The organism is Micromonospora inyonensis (assembly GCF_900091415.1).
GTDB lineage: Bacteria > Actinomycetota > Actinomycetes > Mycobacteriales > Micromonosporaceae > Micromonospora > Micromonospora inyonensis.
Window position 1 is genome coordinate 2023411 of the sequence record NZ_FMHU01000002.1, and the last position, 17131, is coordinate 2040541.

Here is a 17131-nt window from a genome sequence, read left to right on the forward strand (position 1 = left end):
TCGCGCCTTACCCTATAGCTGATCGATCCACGCCTACCGCTGGGGGAAGGGCTGCGGCGCTTTCCGCACCGGCCCGTTCGCCGTCGATGTGGACAGACACGTAGCGGTCGTGGGCGACACCACAGCGAGCGGGCTCGTCCCGGCCGCTCCAGGACCAGATCCGTGGCCACCTGACTCCGCGCAGCGGGCCGCCACGTCGCGACCGTCATCGGTAATCAGATCGAGCAACATGTTTCCCGGCCGACGTTCACGTGGCCGAGCCGCCACGGCCAACCCTCACCTCACTCACGATGGAGCCCACTCATGAGCCGGCCGATCGAACCGCGGTCGGCGTGGGCACGATCGATCTCGCCGGCAATCTCGCCGTTGTAGAAGACAGCAATACGGTCACTGAGCGCCAACAGCTCCTCGAGTTCGTTGGATACGAGGAGGATTGCGGTACCTGACTCGGCACTGCGCAGGATCTGTTTCCGGATGGTCTCGATCGCCCCTATGTCCAGGCCGGTCGTCGGGTTCACGACCAGGGCGACGTCGCGCGGGAGGGTCAGCTCACGACCCAGCAGCAACTTCTGGAGGTTCCCACCGCTGAGGTCCGCCACCCTGGTCGTGGGCCGACAGTTCCGGACGTCGTAGTCCGAGATGAGCCTGTCTGCCAGACGCGAGAAGTACCCCGTGTTGACGATGAGGCCCCAGGCCCTTCGCGCCTCGGGTTCGTCGATATGCCGCAGGCCGATGTTCCAGGCGGCGTCGCTGTCGAGGATGAGGCCCTCTCGGCGCGGGTTAGCGGGAACATGGCTGACCCGCCGCGGGCCGCCGGCGGATGATCCGGTTCCCACGAACTCGACGTCTCCGCGCTCCCAGGGGCGCAGCCCCGCCAGGCATTCGACCAGCTCGTGCTGTCCGCTTCCATCGACCCCCGCAACGCCCAGGATCTCGCCTTGTCTCAGGCTCAGCCCCACTCCCTTGAGCGCCCACGCTCCCCGATCCCCCTTCGCCCAGAGATCTGAGACCCGCAGAACCTCAGTGGGGCGAACGGTGCTGGTCGTTCGCAACGCGGGGTGGATGTCGCGGCCCACCATGAGCGCCGCGAGACTCTCGTCGTCGAGCTCGTCCACGTTGGCAGCGGCGACGACACGACCTCCGCGCATCACCGTCACCTTGTCGCAGAGCTCCAGGACCTCGCGAACCTTGTGACTGATGAAGACGATGGCCAGACCTGCGGCCTTCAGCTTACGGAGTACGTCGAAGAACGACTTGGTCTCTTCGGGAGACAGAACAGACGTCGGCTCATCAAGAATGAGGAGCTTCGAGTGGCGATAGAGCGCCGACAGGATCGCGACCCGTTGTTTCTCCGAGGGAGACAAGTCTCGTCCACGTCTGCTCGTCCAGTTCACGCCGGTGTCGGACGCCCTGCCCATCGGGATTCCGAACTCGTCCGCGACAGCCACGATCTCCTGCGCCAGCTGATCGCGCGAACTGTGTCCCAGTCCTTTCCTGCTGCCCAGAGCGACGTTCTCCGCGACGGTAAGGGTGTCAACCAGCATGAATGTTTGGTGCACCATCGCCACGCCGCCCTCGAGTGCCTCGAGCGGATCTGCCCAGTCGCGGGTGTCGCCCTCGACCAAGACGTGCCCCTCGTCCTGCCTGTACAGGCCGGACGCGATGTTCATCAGTGTGGTCTTGCCCGCACCGTTCTCGCCGATCAGGGCATGAATCTCACCGGGCATAACGGCGAAGTCAACGTGCTCGTTGGCGTATCGGCCCCCGAACTGCTTTGAAATTCCGCGCATTTCCAAGGTGGCGACAGTCATGACGGCCCCTACCCCCTGAGCTCGCGATGAAAAGGAACACCCAGGGCGCCAGGCGCCCGATGATTGACGAACAGGCACAGGGCCGCCATCGCCAGCACGTATGGAAACATGCCCAAGATCTCGGGAGGAACGTCCATGCCACGGGCGTTCATCCACAGCTGCAATGCGTCGGCCGTACCGAACATCAACGTGGCGAACAGCACCCTGAGTGGCCGCCAGCCCCCGACGACGAGAGCCGCCAGCGCGATGAATCCCCTGCCTCCCGACACGCCGGCAGTGAACGAGCTGAGGATCCCCAGCGACAGCATCGCGCCACCGAGACCAGCCAGGAGCCCGCTGACAAGTACGGCGCGGTTGCGGGTGGTGGAGACCGGAATTCCTCGCGTCTCGGCAACCCGCGGAGCCTCGCCCACCGAGGACAGTCGCATGCCGGAGTGGCTCTTCGTCAGGTAGTACGTTAGGAACGCGGCCGCCCCGTAGGCGATATAGACAAGGATATTCTGCGCAAAAAGCGCCTGCCCGATCACGGGGATCTCGGAAAGTAGCGGAATCTCCAGGCGGGGTAGGCCGGGTGCCCGCTGGTAGGGCGTCCCGGCCTTGCCGAGGATCACGTCGTTGAAGAAGGTCGTGGCACCGCTCGCCAGGGTGATCAGGCCGATCGCGACCGTCACCTGGTTGATGCGCAGCCGAATCGAGAGTTCGGCGAACCCCCAGGCCAGGAGCATCCCGCCGATTCCTCCGGCGACGGCTCCGACGTAGGCATTGGTGTCTCGGGCCACTATGACAGCGAGGAACGCGCCGACGAGCATGTAGCCCTCCAGCGCGAGAGCGAACACGCCCGCTCGTTCGGAGAGCAGGCCGCCCATCGCTGCGAGGAGAAGCGGGGTCGTCAACGCAATCGCAGAGACAAGGATCGTGCTGACGTCATTCATGACGAGCGCACCCCTTCTCGTGTGCTGGTCGAACCGACGTCCGCGTCGCCCCGCGAGACCGCCGCGCCGACAGGTCGCTCACGAGACCTCTGATGTCGTTTGATGAGCGCGCGGATGTCGGGAGCGCGAGCAACGAGGAGGAACATGACGATGACCACTCCCTGCATCAGGTCCACGATCGCGGCGGGTACTCCGAGGTTCAACTGAGCTTCGAACGCCCCGGTCTGTAGTGCTCCGAATCCCACCCCCGCGACGAGGCATCCGAGGGCCGATCCTCCGCCGATGAGGCCAACCACGATTCCGATGTACCAGTTGTCGATCAGCCCCTCCTGCAAGCGGTACTTTTCGCCCTGCAGGACCATAGCGCCCGCTATACCTGACAGGGCACCGCTGACGAGGAACGCTTGCAGCTTGACAGAACGGACGTTGAAGCCGGCGTAACGCGCGGCCTCGGGATTCTTCCCGACACTGCTGAGCTTGAAGCCCCACGTGGTGTAACGCAGCAGGAAGCCGATCAGGAGGACACATCCGACAGCGACGATGATGCCCGCGCTCGCTCGACTTCCGGGCATGATGATCGGCAGGCGAGCCGATTGCGGAAGGACGACGCTCTCCGGCAAATCAGCGTTGGCGTCTTTCAGTGGACCGCGCAGGAGATACGCGACCAACGCGACCCCGATGAAGTTCATCATCAGCGTCGTCACCAGCTCATTCGCACCGCGCTGCATTTTCATCAATGCCGGAATCAGCGCCCACAGGGCTCCGCCGACAGCTCCACCGAGAAGGCACGCCGGTAGGTGCAGCGCCGTCGGGAGACTGACGGAGGTTGCCACCAGGAACGATCCGACCGTGCCGAGCAGGAACTGACCCTGCATTCCGATGTTGATGACGTGGCCGCGCAGCCCGAATGCGAAACTCAAACCGAGCATCGTCAGGACCGCTACCGAGTTCATCGTCGAGCCGAGGGCGTAGGTGGTCCCTACCGCCCCTGAGACGATGGTCGCCAGGGTCGACCAGGGTGAGACACCCACGGTCAACGCGGCGAGAGCACTCGTCACGAGCGCGAGCGCCGCAGCGACCACCGCTCGGAGCGGCGAGATTCGCAACAGATCCATGCCGAATGTGTCCTCAGTTAGCGGTGGCGGCCGCGACGTTGGCGTTGATCTCGCTGACCTTGTCGTTGGGGAGTAATCCGCGGAAGTCCGCGAGAGAGAAGACGTCCTGCTTGTAGCCCTCGGAGACGACCTCCGGAGCCAGCGATCCGGCGTGATAGCGCTCGAAGGTCCGCACCATCATGCCAACGAAATCGAACACCAGAGAGGTGATCACGGTCTTCGGGGCCATCTCGTTCTCGTCCACCCCGAAGCCGATCGCATACGCGCCCGCGTTCTCGGCCGCCTTGAAGAGGCCCGGTTGCCCATCATTGGTGATACCGAAGATGACGTCGGCACCCTTGTCGAGGGCGGCAGTCGCCTGCTGGGTGGCCTTGATCGGGTCGCCGGTGGGAATGCCGGTGTAGGAGATGTCGACGGTGGCACCCGGGTTCACCTTCTTGACCCCGGCGGCGTAGCCATCCATCAACTCCTTGATCGGCGCAATAGAGTCGTCGGCTCCGATCCCGGCGACGTGGTTCGTCTTGGTCGCCACGCCCGCAGCCAGGCCCGCGAGGTAGCCGCCGTCCTTGTAGTCGTTCGTCACGGCAGAGACGTTGGGTGCCTGGGACTTGTAGCCGCCCACAATCACGAAGTCCGTGTCGGGGAACTCGGGGCCCACCTCGAGGGCTGCCGCCTGGCCGGTGATGTCGTTGGCGATCACCAGGTTGTAGCCGCGCGATGCGTAGTTGCGGAAGGTGTCTGCCCACGTCTCGGCTTTGATGTCGCCCTCTACATCGACGTCGGCTCCGAACTTCTTGGCGATCTCGTCGCCCCCGGCCTGGGTCATCCGGCCGAGGCCGGAGTCCTTGAGTCCGACGCTCGTCAAGATCGCGACCTTGGGAGCACCTTTGGTGGCGCCGTCGGACGAGTTGCCGGAGTCGCTCCCGCACGCCGACATCGTGAGCCCGGCCAGCGCGAGACTGGTGACGGCTGCCGCCACGCGGCGCGGCGTGGAGTTCCCTCGACGTGTACACAACTTGAGTTTCACAGCGCCTCCTGAGGCAAGGCATGAACACCCTGCGATGGACGGATGGTGCGAAGAACTTACGGATATAACGAATATTTTGCGATCGTCCTTGTTTTGTCAATACCCCGAAGGGGCCGATCGGCCAGTGGAACGCCGGGACCTGCGTGCCGCGCCCCCCAACCACGCGCTCCGACGCTCCGCGGCACCACCCAGATGGCCACGATGTCCGAACAGCTGCGCCGCTCGCTGACCTCCGACCGCGGCAAGGAACTCACAGGTAGATTCCGCGAAGACACTGGGGCGGAAGACACCCGCCGAGGCACTCGGCGATCAACTGGCCTCGCTCGGACAGACCGGTGTTGCATACACCGGTGAGTCCGGTCAATTCAGGTCAGTTCACTTCCTGGGCCTTCGGTGAGCGGGTCCGCTCGGTTGAGGCTGCTGCCATCCTTCGGCACGGTCGGCCACGGCCCTGACAACGCGATGATGGAGAGGTCCTGGTCCTCGGCGCAGATCGAGCCCCTGAACCACCGAAAAATGGAGACCACGTCGAGCTTGCGAGCGCGATCTTCGAGTACATCGGGTTCCGCGCCCAGCACCGCCTCAGCGCTCGGCTCCGGGAACCAGATCGAGTACGAGCTAGTCTCCCACCCGCAAACACCGTTCCCGCCGGAAGATTCAACACCGCGAGCGGGAAACCAGGTCGTAGGGCAGGTCAAACTGTCACCGTTTCGTGCAGCAGTCCCGCCCTCCCATCGGCACCATGCCACTCTCGTTCATGTGAGCCGGCCTCGTCGCGCCTATTCCTGTCCAAGCAGATCGAGGGCTGCGTCCAACAGCACACCTTCGACCAGGTGCTCCATCACCCCGAAGTGAGCGACATCTGGCACATGCAGGGATGTGACCTCCCCGACATGTGCCGCCCACTGCGTCCTGAGCTGCTCGGTCTGGAGGTGAAACTCACTGGATTCCTGTGCGCCCACGGCCACGACGGCTCGGAGGTTGGCCGGCGGCACCAGGAACATCGGGCTCAATCCTCGGAACCCGTTTGCCCGTTGAAGTCCGAGCGTGGAGGCCACCGGCATGAGGAGCAGAGGGGTCAGATCATACAGGCCACTGACTCCAAGAAAGCCACTCAAGAACTCTTCTTCCGGCTTTCCTCGGACGCCTGCGCACATCATTGCGGCTAGATGCGCGCCCGCCGAATGCCCGATCGCCACAGCTCCCCTGGACCGATATCCGAGGTCGTGCGCGTTCGCATACAGCCACGAACATGCCTCGTCGACCTGCGTCACGATATCCGAAAGGCCGACGTCGGGACAGAGACTGTAGTTGAGGACAGCGACCGCGTAACCGCTGTCGAGGATCCCCTTGGTGAAGTGGCCGTGGTCGGCCTTGTCCATCATCTGGAAATAGCCACCGTGCAGGAAGATGGCCAAGGGCCGCGGCTCAGGGGTGCGTGGCAGGTAGAGGTCCAGGACGGCGTTCTTGTCCGCTCCATAGCGAAGATCGGCTCGGACGTCGTGACTTGCGAGGTGTTCCAGGCCACGCCTTCGCCAGGAAGCCAGAATGTCGGGTACGCCGGATTCCCAAAGAATCGGTGAATACTGCCAGCCGAGCTCGTTCTCGTCGAAACCGGCAAAGATTGGCTCTCGAACTGAACGACTTTCACCGACGCTGCCCCGTCCGGTCAGTTCGGCAACGCCCCCCGAGCCGTCTCCGCTCGGCTCGACGCGGAGCAAGGGGATGTTTCCGGCAAAGTGTTGGCGCCACATTCGTTCGACGTGGGCAGCGTCAGGCACGCGCTTGGCCGGGTACCTGAGATCAGCATCGACGAACTCGATGTCGCCCACCGAGGCGTCAACGATAGCGTCCTGCAGGCAGCGGAAAATCATCTCGAGCGCGTCGTCAGGCTCTGCGTGCGAGATATCGACGGTCACCCCGAAAGCGACCGAGTCCCCAACCCGGCGGACGAAGGGCGTGCTGTTCACGATACTCATGGAGTCTCCTCCTTCGATGCTGCCAGTAGTCCGCAGGCAGGCTGGCTGGGGTGCAGCGGTTCAGGTATGGAGGCGAACCCGTCCTTCGATCCGTCCCTTGTGACGATTGTCATCGGCTGGCTGACGCGACGGGACCGGTCATCGCCATCACGTCCATGGGACCGTCGTAGTTCTGACCGACCAGAGCCGCTGCCTCGTTATTCGCCGCCGTCGCGCCGGTGCGACTCCCCGTCGCCATCCCCGGACGCAGAAAGGCGGTCGTGACAAATTGCATCAAGCACCATCGGAAAGCAGCCCGTAGAACTCATCCGACCGAATGACGGCGGCCGTCGACTGGGCCAGAACAACGAGAGTCGCCTGGTGCACTTGCGCAGCGGACATCGCGCCGAAGCCCAGGTCCGGGTGGTCGTAGGTGCCGGTGGCGTCGGAGACAACTGCAGTCCGGTAGTTTCGGAACATGGCGTCGCGCGCTGTGGCATGGACACAGTCCTCGGTGGTGACGCCTGTGACGACGACGTGCGTCACTCCCATGCCTCGAAGAACCATGTCCAGATCCGTGGCATGGAAGGCGCTGTACCTGTGCTTCCGAATGAGGCGCTCGTTCGGCAACTTGTCGACATCGGCGTAGATTTCCGCCCCGGGGGTTCCGTCGATGAGCGCGGAGCGCGCTTCGATAGGCGGGTAAAGGTCTGCGTAAAGGCCCATGTCGGCGCCGTCTTCCCGGTGCACATGCGCCGTGAAGATGACCGGGATCCGCCGTTCCCGAGAGAAGCGAATCATCTCGTTGAGAGTCGGAATCATCTCGCGCCCAGCACGCGTTTCCAGCGGAGCACCGGGCGCGAGGAAGTCGTGCTGCATGTCGATGACCAGTAGCGCCGTGCGAGTGGGGTCCAGCGTGTCGATCTTGTATCCCATTTGCGACTCCTCTTCCAGGGAACGAGCGTTACATCTATCACGCTTGTGCGACGAGCGTCAAGGATTCGACCTACCCGTGCTCGAGCGCAGCACCCTCGCCCAGCTGCCCTTACCCGCTTCCGGGCGGTCAGCACGTTGGCCTCGAGGTCGGGAAGACCGCGGCGGCCGGCCCGGTCCGGGCCGGCGGCGCGGGAGCAGCACGTAGCCGCGCCATGTCGTCGGTGAGCGCTCGCCCCATCTGGTCTGACCACGTGCTACCGTGTGGTCAGACCACATGTCCGTGTCCCGAGGAGAGCTCCCATGGCCGAGGCCCCACGCGCCTGGCGGACCGTGCTCGACCACCTTGAGCGCGAGCTCAGCGGGGGTCGTCTCGGGCCCGGAGACAGACTCCCCGGCGAGCGTGATCTCGCCGCCCGACTCGGCGTCGGTCGTTCCAGCGTGCGCGAAGCGGTCCGGGTGCTCGACGTCATGGGCGTGGTCCGTACGGCCACCGGCTCCGGTCCGTCGTCCGGCGCGATCATCGTGGCACGCCCCGGCGCCGGGATGTCCACGATGCTGCGGCTCCAGACCGCCGCCCAGGCGTTCGGGGTCGACGACGTCGTCGCCACCCGCGTCGCGATCGAGACCGCCGTCGTCGAGACGCTCGCGTCGTCGTCCGACGAGGTCAGGAGCCTCGGGCCCGCCCGGGAGCTGCTGGCCGCCATGGAGGACGACCTGCTCACCCCTGCGGAGTTCCTCGCCCTCGACGCACGCTTCCACCTCACCCTCGCCGAGGCCACCGGCAACCAGGTGATGCTCGCCGTCATGGGCGGGCTGCGCACCGCCATCGAGGCCTATGTCCAGCAGGGCATCACCCGGATCGACGACTGGTCGGCCACCGTCGCCCGGCTGCGCGCCGAGCACGCGGCCCTCCTCGACGCCGTCACCGCCGGCCACGCCGAGCTGGCCCGCACCTGCGTCAGGGACCACATCCACGGCTACTTCGCCCAGCTCCGCCCCTGATCCCGGCACATCGTGACCAGCCCCGAGAGGATCCGACCATGGTCACCCGCCAGTTCCCGAAGCCCGCCGAGATATTCGAGCTGCTGAAATTCAAGAAGCCCGAGCTCAACCCCCGCAAACGGCGGCTCGCCAAGGCGCTCACGATCGACGACCTCCGCCTCATCGCCAAGCGCCGTACGCCGACGGCCGCGTTCGACTACGCCGACGGCGCCGCCGAGGGCGAGCTATCGATCATCCGCGCCCGCCAGGCGTTCCAGGACATCGAGTTCCACCCCGACGTCCTGCGCCCGGCCATCGACGTCGACACCTCCACCCAGATTCTGGGCGGTCGTAGCGCCCTGCCGTTCGGCATCGCGCCGACCGGCTTCACCCGGCTGATGCAGACCGAGGGCGAGGTCGCCGGTGCCGGCGCGGCCGGCGCGGCCGGCATCCCGTTCACCCTGTCGACCCTGGGCACCACCTCGATCGAGGACGTCAAGGCCGCGAACCCCGACGGTCGCAACTGGTTCCAGCTCTACGTCATGCGCAACCGCGAGACGTCGTACGAGCTGACCCGCCGGGCCGCCGCCGCAGGCTACGACACGCTGTTCTTCACCGTCGACACCCCCGTCGCCGGTGCGCGGCTGCGCGACAAGCGCAACGGCTTCTCCATCCCACCCCAGATCACGCTGCGCACCATCGTCGACGCCGCGATCCGGCCGTGGTGGTGGATCGACTTCATCACCACGCCGAAGCTGGAGTTCGCCTCGCTCTCCTCAACCGGCGGCACGGTCGGTCAGCTGCTCGACTCCGCGATGGACCCGACGATCAGCTACGAGGACCTCGAGGTGATCCGCGGGATCTTCCCCGGCAAGATCGTGGTCAAGGGCGTGCAGAACGTCGCCGACGCGCAGCGCCTCGTCGACCACGGCGTCGACGGCATCGTGCTCTCCAACCACGGCGGCCGCCAGCTGGACCGGGCCCCCGTGCCGTTCCACCTGCTGCCGACGGTCGTCCGCGAGGTCGGGCGGGACACCACGATCATGGTCGACACCGGCATCATGAACGGTGCCGACATCGTCGCCTCGGTCGCCCTCGGCGCCGACTTCGCCCTGATCGGGCGGGCCTACCTCTACGGCCTCATGGCCGGCGGCCGCCCCGGGGTCGACCGCACGATCGCGATCCTGCGCGACGAGATCGAGCGCACCATGAAGCTGCTCGGCGTCTCCTCCCTCGCCGAGCTCGAGCCGCGCCACGTCACCCAGCTCGTCCGGCTCGTCCGGCTCGCGCCGGGTCCCCTCGGCTGACCGGCCCAGCACACCGCGCCTCCACAGCTCCACCACCGACACGGTCACCACCACCGACACAGGGCTCCGGGTCGCCCCGGAGCCCTGTGTCGTGCCGTTTCCCGCCGAGCCGACCGCCGCCGCCACTGCGACGAACGCGGCGGAGGTCGGAGCCTTCGACCGCGCGCCACCACGACGCGCGGCCCGGCTCGACCGGCTCGTCGCCGGTCTCGGAGCTCAGACCTCCGGGTGTGTGCGACCTTCGCCGAGTCTCGACGCGACCGGCGGGAGCAATGCGAGGCCTTGGACTTCGACCAGCGCCTCGGCGTCCCACAGTCGGCTGACCCCGATTCCGGCCATCGCCGGATAGTTGTCGCCGATGAGCCGGCGCCAGACCGCACCGATCGCGCGTGAGTTCTTGCGATAGTCGGCCATGTCGACGATGTAGATGGTCAGGCTGGCAAGGTGGTCAGGGGTGCCGCCAGCGGCAGCCAGTGCGACGAGCAGGTTCCCGAGGGCCTTCTCGAACTGTTCCACGACGTCGTCGCCGACGATCACGCCGGATGCGTCGAGGGCGGTCTGTCCGGCAAGGAACACGACTCGGCCGGCACCTACGGTTGCGTGCGAGAAGCCGCTGGGCACCCCGAGTTCCGGTGGGTTGACGTACTCGAGACTCATGACTGGAGTCCTCCCCCGTCGACGTTGATTCCCTGCCCGTTGATCGCGCCGTTTGCGACGCAGGCCCAGACGGCGTCTGCGACCTCGTCAGCGGTCACCAGGCGGCCGTTGGCCTGTTTCGCCTCGAGGGCCGACCTGGCATCGTCCGCGGTCCTGCCGGTCCTGGACACGATTTCAGACACGGTTTGAGCGGTCATCGGCGTGTCGACGTAGCCGGGGCATACCGCGTTCACGGTCACGCCGGTCTTGGCGAGTTCAGCAGCCGCCGACCGCACGACCCCGAGGATTCCATGCTTGCTTGCCGTGTAGGCGGAGATGTATGGCTCGCCCTGCTTAGCGGCAACCGAAGCGACGACCACGATCCGGCCTCGTTTCGCTGCGACCATGTTCGGGACAGCTCGACGGATGCAACGGAACGGCGCGGTGAGGTTCAGGTCGAGCATCGAGGCCCACTGCGCGTCCGTCGTCTTGTGGATGGGCGCCGCGAAGCCGGATCCAGCGTTGGCTACCAGGACCTCGGCAGCGCCCCAGGCGTCCTCGACCGAGTCGAACAGGGTCTCGATCGCTTCGGCCGACGTGATGTCGGCTGGGATGACCATCGTCTCGCCCTGGCACAGATCTGCCGTCTCCCGGAGTTCGGATTCGTTGCGCGAGGTCAGGGCGAGCTTGTAACCCTCGCGGCTCAACCGCACGGCCACTGCACGCCCGATACCTCGCCCGGCGCCGGTGACAATGGCGATGGGGTCGATGTCGTCCACCACTCAACCTTGCCACGGGCTGGTGACGCCCGTCAAGATTGCGCCATGCATGGTCATGGAGGCGCTGATGCCTGACGCTTATCTGGTAGCGGGAACGAGAACCCCGATCGGGCGGTACGGCGGAGCGCTCGCCAACGTGCGCCCCGACGACCTCGCCGCTCATGTGCTGGTCGAGCTTGTGCGCCGAAATCCGTCTGTCGACTGGGAACACCTCGATGACGTGCTGATCGGGTGCGCCAACCAGGCCGGCGAGGACAACCGCAATGTGGGCAGGATGGCCGTCCTGCTTGCGGGCCTGCCGGTTGGTACCCCCGGCGTGACGGTCAACCGCCTGTGCGGCTCTGGCCTGGATGCGGTCCTGCAGGGCGCGAGGGCCATTCAGAGCAATCAAGCCGACCTGGTCATCGCGGGCGGGGTGGAGAGCATGACGCGAGCGCCGTTCGCCGTGGCGAAGACAGATGTGCCGTGGTCACGGAACGTGGAGGTTCACGACACGACCATCGGCTGGCGTTTCGTGAACAGCCGGATGGCCGAGATGTTCGGAACTGACTCGATGCCCGAGACGGCGCAGAACGTCGCCGAGGCGTACGACATATCCAGGGAGGACCAGGATTCGTTCGCTCTGCGGTCTCAGGAGCGTGCCGCCCGGGCCATCGAGTCCGGCCGCTTCGATTCGGAAATCACTCCCGTCGAAGTTCCGGCCAAGCGCGGTCCGTCAACCGTGGTCTCGCTCGACGAACACCCGCGGGCAACGTCAATGGAGGCGTTGGGCGACCTGAAGGCGATCGTTGCGGGCGGGAACATCACTGCGGGCAACTCGGCGGGCGTGAACGACGGTTCGGCGGCCGTTCTGCTTGCATCCGAGCGGTCGGTGGAGCGGTTCGGTCTCGAGCCGCTCGCGAAGGTCACCTCGGGCACCGTCGTCGGTGTCGAACCAGCTCTGATGGGAATCGGGCCGCTGCCTGCGACGGAGCGTCTCCTGTCGCGTACGAACCTTCGCACCAGTGACATCGACATCTTCGAGTTCAACGAGGCGTTCGCCGCCCAGACGCTAGCTGTGACCCGGGGGCTCGGCCTGCCGGACGACGCAGAGCACGTGAACCCCAACGGAGGGGCCATCGCTCTCGGCCATCCGTTGGGCGCCTCGGGGGCCCGTCTGGCTCTGACTGCAGCCTTGGAGCTGCGCTACCGAAACGCGAAGCGTGCGATGGTGTCGATGTGCGTCGGTGTTGGCCAGGGCATCTCCGTTCTTCTCGAGGAGGCGTGATGCCTGAGAAGACGACAGAGTTCGACACGGTCGCAGTGGTCCGCGACGGCGCCATCGCTACGGTCACCATCAATCGGCCGGAGGTCAGGAACGCTCTCGGCCCGGACGTGCAGGCTGACCTGAGGAGCACTCTCGAGCTCGTCGGTGGTGACGACGACGTACGGGCGGTCATCTTCACCGGTGCCGGTGACCGGGCTTTCGCGGCGGGCGCCGACATCAACCGTCTTCGTGACTACGACCGTCAGACCGCGCTACGGTCCAACCTCCAGCGGCTGCTCGACGACATCGAGACGCTCGAGAAGCCGACCATCGCGGCCGTGAACGGCTTTGCCCTCGGCGGCGGATGTGAACTGGCCATGGCCTGCGACATTCGTGTCGCGTCCAAGACTGCCCGCTTCGGACTTCCGGAGACCGCGCTGGGGATTGTTCCGGGCGCCGGGGGTACCCAACGGTTGACCAGACTGGTCGGGGTGGGTGTCAGCCTGGACTTGATCCTCACCGGTCGTTTGCTCACCGCCCTTGAGGCGCTTCAGTTCGGCCTGATCTCGCGGGTGACCGACCCCGGCTCGCTGATGAGCGAATGTCGCGAAATCGCGACGGCGATTCTTGCTCGTGGTCCGCTTGCAGTTCGCTTGGCGAAACTGGTCGTTCGAAGTGGTTCAGACACCGACATGCGCAGTGCACAAGTGATCGAACGGCTGGCACAGGCTGTGCTGTACGAGACAACAGATAAGGTCGAGGGCGTCGAGGCGTTCCTTGAGAAGCGGCCTGCGAAGTTCGAGGGAAGGTAGATCGAGATGGAGCACCTCGGCCGGGAGAGTCCGAATGACCTTGCGACCATCAAACGGATTCTTGTTGTGGGAGCTGGCGCGATGGGCTCACAGATCGCGCTCGTGTGCGCTCGGGCGGGCTACGAAGTCCTGTGCCATGACGTTGCCGAGAGCTCTCTAGAACGCGCTCGGAAGGACTTGCGGTCGCGATCCGCGCGTGACGTGGCCAAGGGGCGGCGCGATGCGGGCCAGGAAGCCGCTGTGTTCAGGCGGCTCGTCTTCGGCACAGACCTCGATGCGCTCGCGCGCGACGTCGATCTGGTCATTGAGGCTGCTGTCGAGAACCTGGACCTGAAGCGTCGGATCTTCGCCCAGCTCGAAGAAGTCGCCCCGAAACACGCCATTTTCGCGACGAACTCTTCGAGCTTCGTTCCCTCGAAGCTCGCAGATGCGACGAGCCGCCCCGACCTGTTCTGCAACATCCACTTCTTCAACCCTGCGTTGGTGATGAAGTGCGTCGAAATCGTCGCCGGCCCTGAGACGTCGGCCGAGACGGTCGAGTTGGCGAAGGCATTCGTCGTGCGGATCGGTAAGGAACCCGTGGTACTCAAGAAGGAGATCCCGGGGTTCATCGCCAACAGGATCCTGAACGCGGTGCGCGACGAGGCCGTGTTCTTGTACGAGAACGGCGTCGCGTCGGTGGACTCGATCGACGCCGCATGCAGGACGGCTCTGGGATACCCGATGGGCCCCTTCGAGCTCATGGACCTGACCGGCATCGACATCGGCTACTTCACGAAGAAGGCACGTTTCGCGGAGACGAACGACCCGAAGGACGCACCGTCGAGGTCGGTCACTGAGCTCGTCGAGCGTGGCGACCTGGGCCGGAAGACCGGGCGCGGCTGGTACGAGTATGCGGAGGACGGGACTCCTCTCGGCCCCGCCTAGGCCGTGTGTCATAAGTGCCGTTCGAGGCGTCGGAGCCAGATGTCGATCATGCTGATGGTGGCGGTGGCTTCGTACCGCACGGCGAGCTTGTCGTATCGGGTGGCCACGGCACGGTGCTGTTTGAGCAGGTTGATGCCGCACTCCACGGCGTGACGCTGCCGGTATGCGCTGGGGTCGAAGGCGGGTGGACGGCCACCCGCCGAGCCCTTCTTGCGTCGGTTCGCGGCCTGGTCGGCCTTGACCGGGATGACGCAGCCGATGCCGCGCCGGCGCAGGTAGCTCCGGTTGGCCTTGCTGCTGTACGCCTTGTCGGCCAGGACCCGGTCCGGCCGGCACCGGGGTCGGCCGACGCCGAGGCGAGGCACCCGGATGCGGTGCAGCACCGTGGTGAACTGCGGGCTGTCGCCGCGCTGCCCACCGGTGATGACGAACGCCAGCACCATGCGGCCCTGCTCGCAGGCCAGGTGCAGCTTCGTCGTCAGACCGCCACGCGAGCGGCCCAGCGCGTGATCGGCCGGCTCGACGGCGCCACTGCCGCCCGGCGGCTCGACCTGCGTGTGACTGTCCCGGCGGGCACCGGCGGCGTGCTGATGCGCCCGGGCGATCGTGGAGTCCACGCTCACGTCCCAGGTGATCAACCCGAGCGCGTCGGCCCTACCCTGCAACCCGGCCAGGATCCGCGCCCACACACCGGCCCGCTGCCAGCGCCGGTACAGCCCGTACACCGTGCGCCAGTGCCCGTAGCAGTCCGGCACGTCCCGCCACGGCGCACCCGTGCGGACCCGCCACCTGATCCCGTCAATGAGCTGCCGCTTGCTCCACTTCGGCGGTCGACCTGCCTTCTTCGGTCTGGGCAGCAGCGGCTCCAACACCGCAAACTGCGCGTCAGTCAGGTCGTGCCGCCTCGTCACCGCTACGCTGGCCACGAGGTCTCCGTGCAGATAGTTGTCTTGGTCGATAACCCATCTACCGGAGACCTCACCGCGTATCGATCACCGACACGCCCAGCCGATCAACCTTACAGCCAGGACCACGGGCACTTATGACACACGGCCTAGCTTGATCTTTAACCTGTGCGGCGCGGCCGGGGATTGGCCGATTTCTTCTTCGAAGAGGTTGTCTTCCTGGTCGCGTTGCTGGTGGCGATGTGGACGTCGTAGCGGCGGGTGGGATGGCGGTTGGGTCGTCCGGGTGGGCGGCCGGGTCCTGGTCGGGTGGGTTTCGGTGCACCGGCGGGACAGGGGCTGTTGGCGCGCAGGTGCCGAAATCCGCGGCGGACCCGGGCGGGGGTGAGCCGTTCGGGTGGGGCTGGTCGTTCCCAGGGGCGACGCAGGTCGGAGGCGAGGGGGCGGGCTAGCCGTAGCTGGGTGTAGGCGGCGATGATCAGCCAGGTCCAGCGGTCGGCGGCGTGCGGGTCGCGCAGTTTCGGCACGCACCAGCCGAGGGTCTGCTTGAGCAGCCGGAAGGTGTGTTCGATGTCGAAACGGCGTAGGAACGCCTGCCACAGCAGGTCGATCATGGTCGGGTCGGGGTTGTCGCCGCCGGACTGGTGGCCGAGGCCGGTGAACCACCACAGCCAGACCGGCTTCGCGGTCGCGCCGGAGGGCAGCCGTTGCACGTCCAGGCGGATGAGGGTGCCTTCCAGGATGGGCAGCTCAGGGCAGTCGGCCCAGGCGGCGCGGCGGGTCAGCCTGGGGTGCAGCCGGTGCCAGGCACGGGCGGTCGCGGTGCCGTAGAGGCGGGTCTCGGTCACGGTGGTGACGTCCGGGGTGCCCCAGCTGGCCGGGTCGCCGAAGATGAACTCGCTGCCATGCCGTGGTGGCCGACCGCACTTGGGGCCCGGTATCCATGGCCCCGGCGGGCGGCGCAGCACCCGGTCGGATCGCATCCGGGCCAGGACGCGTACCGGCAGGTCCCGTAGCAGCCAGGCCAGCCGGGCCGCGTCGTAGCCGGCATCCATCACCACCCAGACCGCCGGGTCACCAGGCTGCCAGTGCCCGGCGGTGATCAGGCGGTCCACCACCGCGCGCAGCTGCTCGGCGGTGACCGCGGCCAGCTCGGTGCCCGGGGCCAGCCGGACCGCGTCCAGCGGCGCGGTCCACGAACTGCGCCCGGACTCCAGGGCCACCACAAACGAGTACGGCCAGCCCGGCACACCGATGTGCTGGTCTTTGCCACGGCCGTAGGTGTGGCACAGGATCCGCTCCGGCACGGTGTGCGCTTCCGGCCGCAGCCAGCAGGTGACATCCACGGCCAGGACGATCCGCCCGTCGGCGGCCCGTGGCATCGGCATCGAGGCCACCACGGTCCGCAACCGTTCCACATCGATCCGACCGGCGCCAAGCGCGTCGTACAACGCGCCGTGACCTCGACGGTGCTCCGCCACCAGGGACAAGGCCGGCAGCGACCGTACCGGCCCGTCCGCGCACAACACCGCGTCGGCCAACTCGAACAGCGCATCAGCTCTGGCGCTCAGACAGCGATGCAGTTCCGTACGGAACGTCGCGAGGTCCCCAACCGCGCTTCCACGCCCGGCGTCATGCACACTGATCATCCCGCAGCCCTTGGTCCCGATCTTCTTCCCCAGACAAGAGGAATGATCGATCAAGGGCTGCGGCCATGATCGCCCGGGGGGCGATGCAACCGACCCCAGGTTAAAGATCA

Annotated in this window: 15 protein-coding genes and 1 pseudogene; 6 read left to right on the forward strand and 10 right to left on the reverse strand. The window is 66.3% G+C overall.

From position 1 onward, the window contains the following. Positions 1–281: 281 nt before the first annotated feature. The 4 genes from GA0074694_RS23470 to GA0074694_RS23485 are packed head-to-tail and all read right to left on the reverse strand — an operon-like array spanning position 282 to position 4885. A complete protein-coding gene (locus GA0074694_RS23470; RefSeq protein WP_091461885.1) occupies positions 282–1811 on the reverse strand; it encodes an ABC transporter ATP-binding protein in 1530 nt (509 codons plus the stop codon). Positions 1812–1819: 8 nt separating this feature from the next. Next, positions 1820–2743 carry an ABC transporter permease gene (locus GA0074694_RS23475; protein ID WP_091461887.1) on the reverse strand — a complete coding sequence of 308 codons (924 nt, stop codon included), beginning with the start codon at positions 2741–2743 and terminating at the stop codon, positions 1820–1822. Further along, on the reverse strand, positions 2740–3858 hold the full coding sequence (locus tag GA0074694_RS23480; RefSeq protein ID WP_091461890.1) for an ABC transporter permease: 1119 nt from the start codon (positions 3856–3858) through the stop codon (positions 2740–2742). Before GA0074694_RS23480 ends, GA0074694_RS23475 begins: the two co-directional genes overlap by 4 nt. A gap of 13 nt (positions 3859–3871) precedes the next feature. Next, the gene (locus GA0074694_RS23485) at positions 3872–4885 is read right to left on the reverse strand and encodes a BMP family protein (protein WP_141714255.1); all 1014 of its coding nucleotides are present in this window, start codon (positions 4883–4885) and stop codon (positions 3872–3874) included. 371 nt (positions 4886–5256) lie between these two features. On the opposite strand from GA0074694_RS23485, the pseudogene GA0074694_RS33195 reads away from it, so the two are divergent. Continuing rightward, positions 5257–5445: pseudogene (locus GA0074694_RS33195) on the forward strand (IS3-like element ISAar24 family transposase); the annotation flags it as partial. 219 nt (positions 5446–5664) lie between these two features. On the opposite strand, the gene GA0074694_RS23490 reads toward GA0074694_RS33195, so the two are convergent. Together GA0074694_RS23490 and GA0074694_RS23495 are read right to left on the reverse strand one after the other, a co-directional pair. Further along, positions 5665–6864, reverse strand: a complete 1200-nt coding sequence (locus tag GA0074694_RS23490) for an alpha/beta hydrolase (RefSeq protein ID WP_091461895.1) — start codon at positions 6862–6864, stop codon at positions 5665–5667. Positions 6865–7137: 273 nt separating this feature from the next. Continuing rightward, positions 7138–7779: a cysteine hydrolase family protein gene (locus GA0074694_RS23495; protein ID WP_091461898.1), complete on the reverse strand. Its 642-nt coding sequence runs from the start codon at positions 7777–7779 to the stop codon at positions 7138–7140. A 300-nt stretch (positions 7780–8079) separates the two neighbouring features. Between GA0074694_RS23495 and GA0074694_RS23500 the strand changes: the two genes are divergently transcribed. Together GA0074694_RS23500 and GA0074694_RS23505 are read left to right on the forward strand one after the other, a co-directional pair. Further along, the gene (locus tag GA0074694_RS23500) at positions 8080–8781 is read left to right on the forward strand and encodes a FadR/GntR family transcriptional regulator (RefSeq protein ID WP_091461901.1); all 702 of its coding nucleotides are present in this window, start codon (positions 8080–8082) and stop codon (positions 8779–8781) included. A gap of 38 nt (positions 8782–8819) precedes the next feature. Beyond that, positions 8820–10067: an alpha-hydroxy acid oxidase gene (locus GA0074694_RS23505; RefSeq protein ID WP_091461904.1), complete on the forward strand. Its 1248-nt coding sequence runs from the start codon at positions 8820–8822 to the stop codon at positions 10065–10067. 216 nt (positions 10068–10283) lie between these two features. Here the strand turns inward: GA0074694_RS23505 and GA0074694_RS23510 are convergent, their stop codons facing one another. Continuing rightward, on the reverse strand, positions 10284–10724 hold the full coding sequence (locus GA0074694_RS23510) for a RidA family protein (protein WP_091461908.1): 441 nt from the start codon (positions 10722–10724) through the stop codon (positions 10284–10286). Continuing rightward, on the reverse strand, positions 10721–11482 hold the full coding sequence (locus tag GA0074694_RS23515; RefSeq protein WP_245714869.1) for an SDR family NAD(P)-dependent oxidoreductase: 762 nt from the start codon (positions 11480–11482) through the stop codon (positions 10721–10723). The genes GA0074694_RS23510 and GA0074694_RS23515 overlap by 4 nt, the downstream gene beginning before the upstream one ends. A 67-nt stretch (positions 11483–11549) precedes the next feature. On the opposite strand from GA0074694_RS23515, the gene pcaF reads away from it, so the two are divergent. From pcaF to GA0074694_RS23530, 3 genes are read left to right on the forward strand one after another with little or no spacing between them, the layout of a single operon-like run. Then, positions 11550–12749 carry a 3-oxoadipyl-CoA thiolase gene (pcaF, locus tag GA0074694_RS23520; RefSeq protein ID WP_091463796.1) on the forward strand — a complete coding sequence of 400 codons (1200 nt, stop codon included), beginning with the start codon at positions 11550–11552 and terminating at the stop codon, positions 12747–12749. Further along, on the forward strand, positions 12749–13540 hold the full coding sequence (locus GA0074694_RS23525; protein WP_091461910.1) for an enoyl-CoA hydratase/isomerase family protein: 792 nt from the start codon (positions 12749–12751) through the stop codon (positions 13538–13540). Before pcaF ends, GA0074694_RS23525 begins: the two co-directional genes overlap by 1 nt. Before the next feature lie 6 nt (positions 13541–13546). After that, on the forward strand, positions 13547–14467 hold the full coding sequence (locus GA0074694_RS23530) for a 3-hydroxyacyl-CoA dehydrogenase family protein (RefSeq protein WP_091461912.1): 921 nt from the start codon (positions 13547–13549) through the stop codon (positions 14465–14467). An 8-nt stretch (positions 14468–14475) separates the two neighbouring features. On the opposite strand, the gene GA0074694_RS23535 is transcribed toward GA0074694_RS23530, so the two are convergent. Both GA0074694_RS23535 and GA0074694_RS23540 read right to left on the reverse strand, forming a co-directional pair. Further along, positions 14476–15393, reverse strand: coding sequence for an IS5 family transposase (locus GA0074694_RS23535; RefSeq protein WP_091461916.1), 918 nt, complete (start codon positions 15391–15393; stop codon positions 14476–14478). Between the two features lie 140 nt (positions 15394–15533). Then, a complete protein-coding gene (locus tag GA0074694_RS23540) occupies positions 15534–17021 on the reverse strand; it encodes an NF041680 family putative transposase (RefSeq protein WP_091456034.1) in 1488 nt (495 codons plus the stop codon). Between the last annotated feature and the right edge of the window lie 110 nt (positions 17022–17131).

Excerpts from the sequence above, each read along its gene's own strand:
- GA0074694_RS23470 (WP_091461885.1), bottom strand. The coding sequence starts at position 1,811 with ATGACTGTCGCCACCTTGGAAATGCGCGGAATTTCAAAGCAGTTCGGG.
- GA0074694_RS23475 (WP_091461887.1), bottom strand. The coding sequence starts at position 2,743 with ATGAATGACGTCAGCACGATCCTTGTCTCTGCGATTGCGTTGACGACC.
- GA0074694_RS23480 (WP_091461890.1), bottom strand. The coding sequence starts at position 3,858 with ATGGATCTGTTGCGAATCTCGCCGCTCCGAGCGGTGGTCGCTGCGGCG.
- GA0074694_RS23490 (WP_091461895.1), bottom strand. The coding sequence starts at position 6,864 with ATGAGTATCGTGAACAGCACGCCCTTCGTCCGCCGGGTTGGGGACTCG.
- GA0074694_RS23495 (WP_091461898.1), bottom strand. The coding sequence starts at position 7,779 with ATGGGATACAAGATCGACACGCTGGACCCCACTCGCACGGCGCTACTG.
- GA0074694_RS23500 (WP_091461901.1), top strand. The coding sequence starts at position 8,080 with ATGGCCGAGGCCCCACGCGCCTGGCGGACCGTGCTCGACCACCTTGAG.
- GA0074694_RS23505 (WP_091461904.1), top strand. The coding sequence starts at position 8,820 with ATGGTCACCCGCCAGTTCCCGAAGCCCGCCGAGATATTCGAGCTGCTG.
- GA0074694_RS23510 (WP_091461908.1), bottom strand. The coding sequence starts at position 10,724 with ATGAGTCTCGAGTACGTCAACCCACCGGAACTCGGGGTGCCCAGCGGC.
- pcaF (WP_091463796.1), top strand. The coding sequence starts at position 11,550 with ATGCCTGACGCTTATCTGGTAGCGGGAACGAGAACCCCGATCGGGCGG.
- GA0074694_RS23525 (WP_091461910.1), top strand. The coding sequence starts at position 12,749 with ATGCCTGAGAAGACGACAGAGTTCGACACGGTCGCAGTGGTCCGCGAC.
- GA0074694_RS23530 (WP_091461912.1), top strand. The coding sequence starts at position 13,547 with ATGGAGCACCTCGGCCGGGAGAGTCCGAATGACCTTGCGACCATCAAA.
- GA0074694_RS23540 (WP_091456034.1), bottom strand. The coding sequence starts at position 17,021 with ATGATCAGTGTGCATGACGCCGGGCGTGGAAGCGCGGTTGGGGACCTC.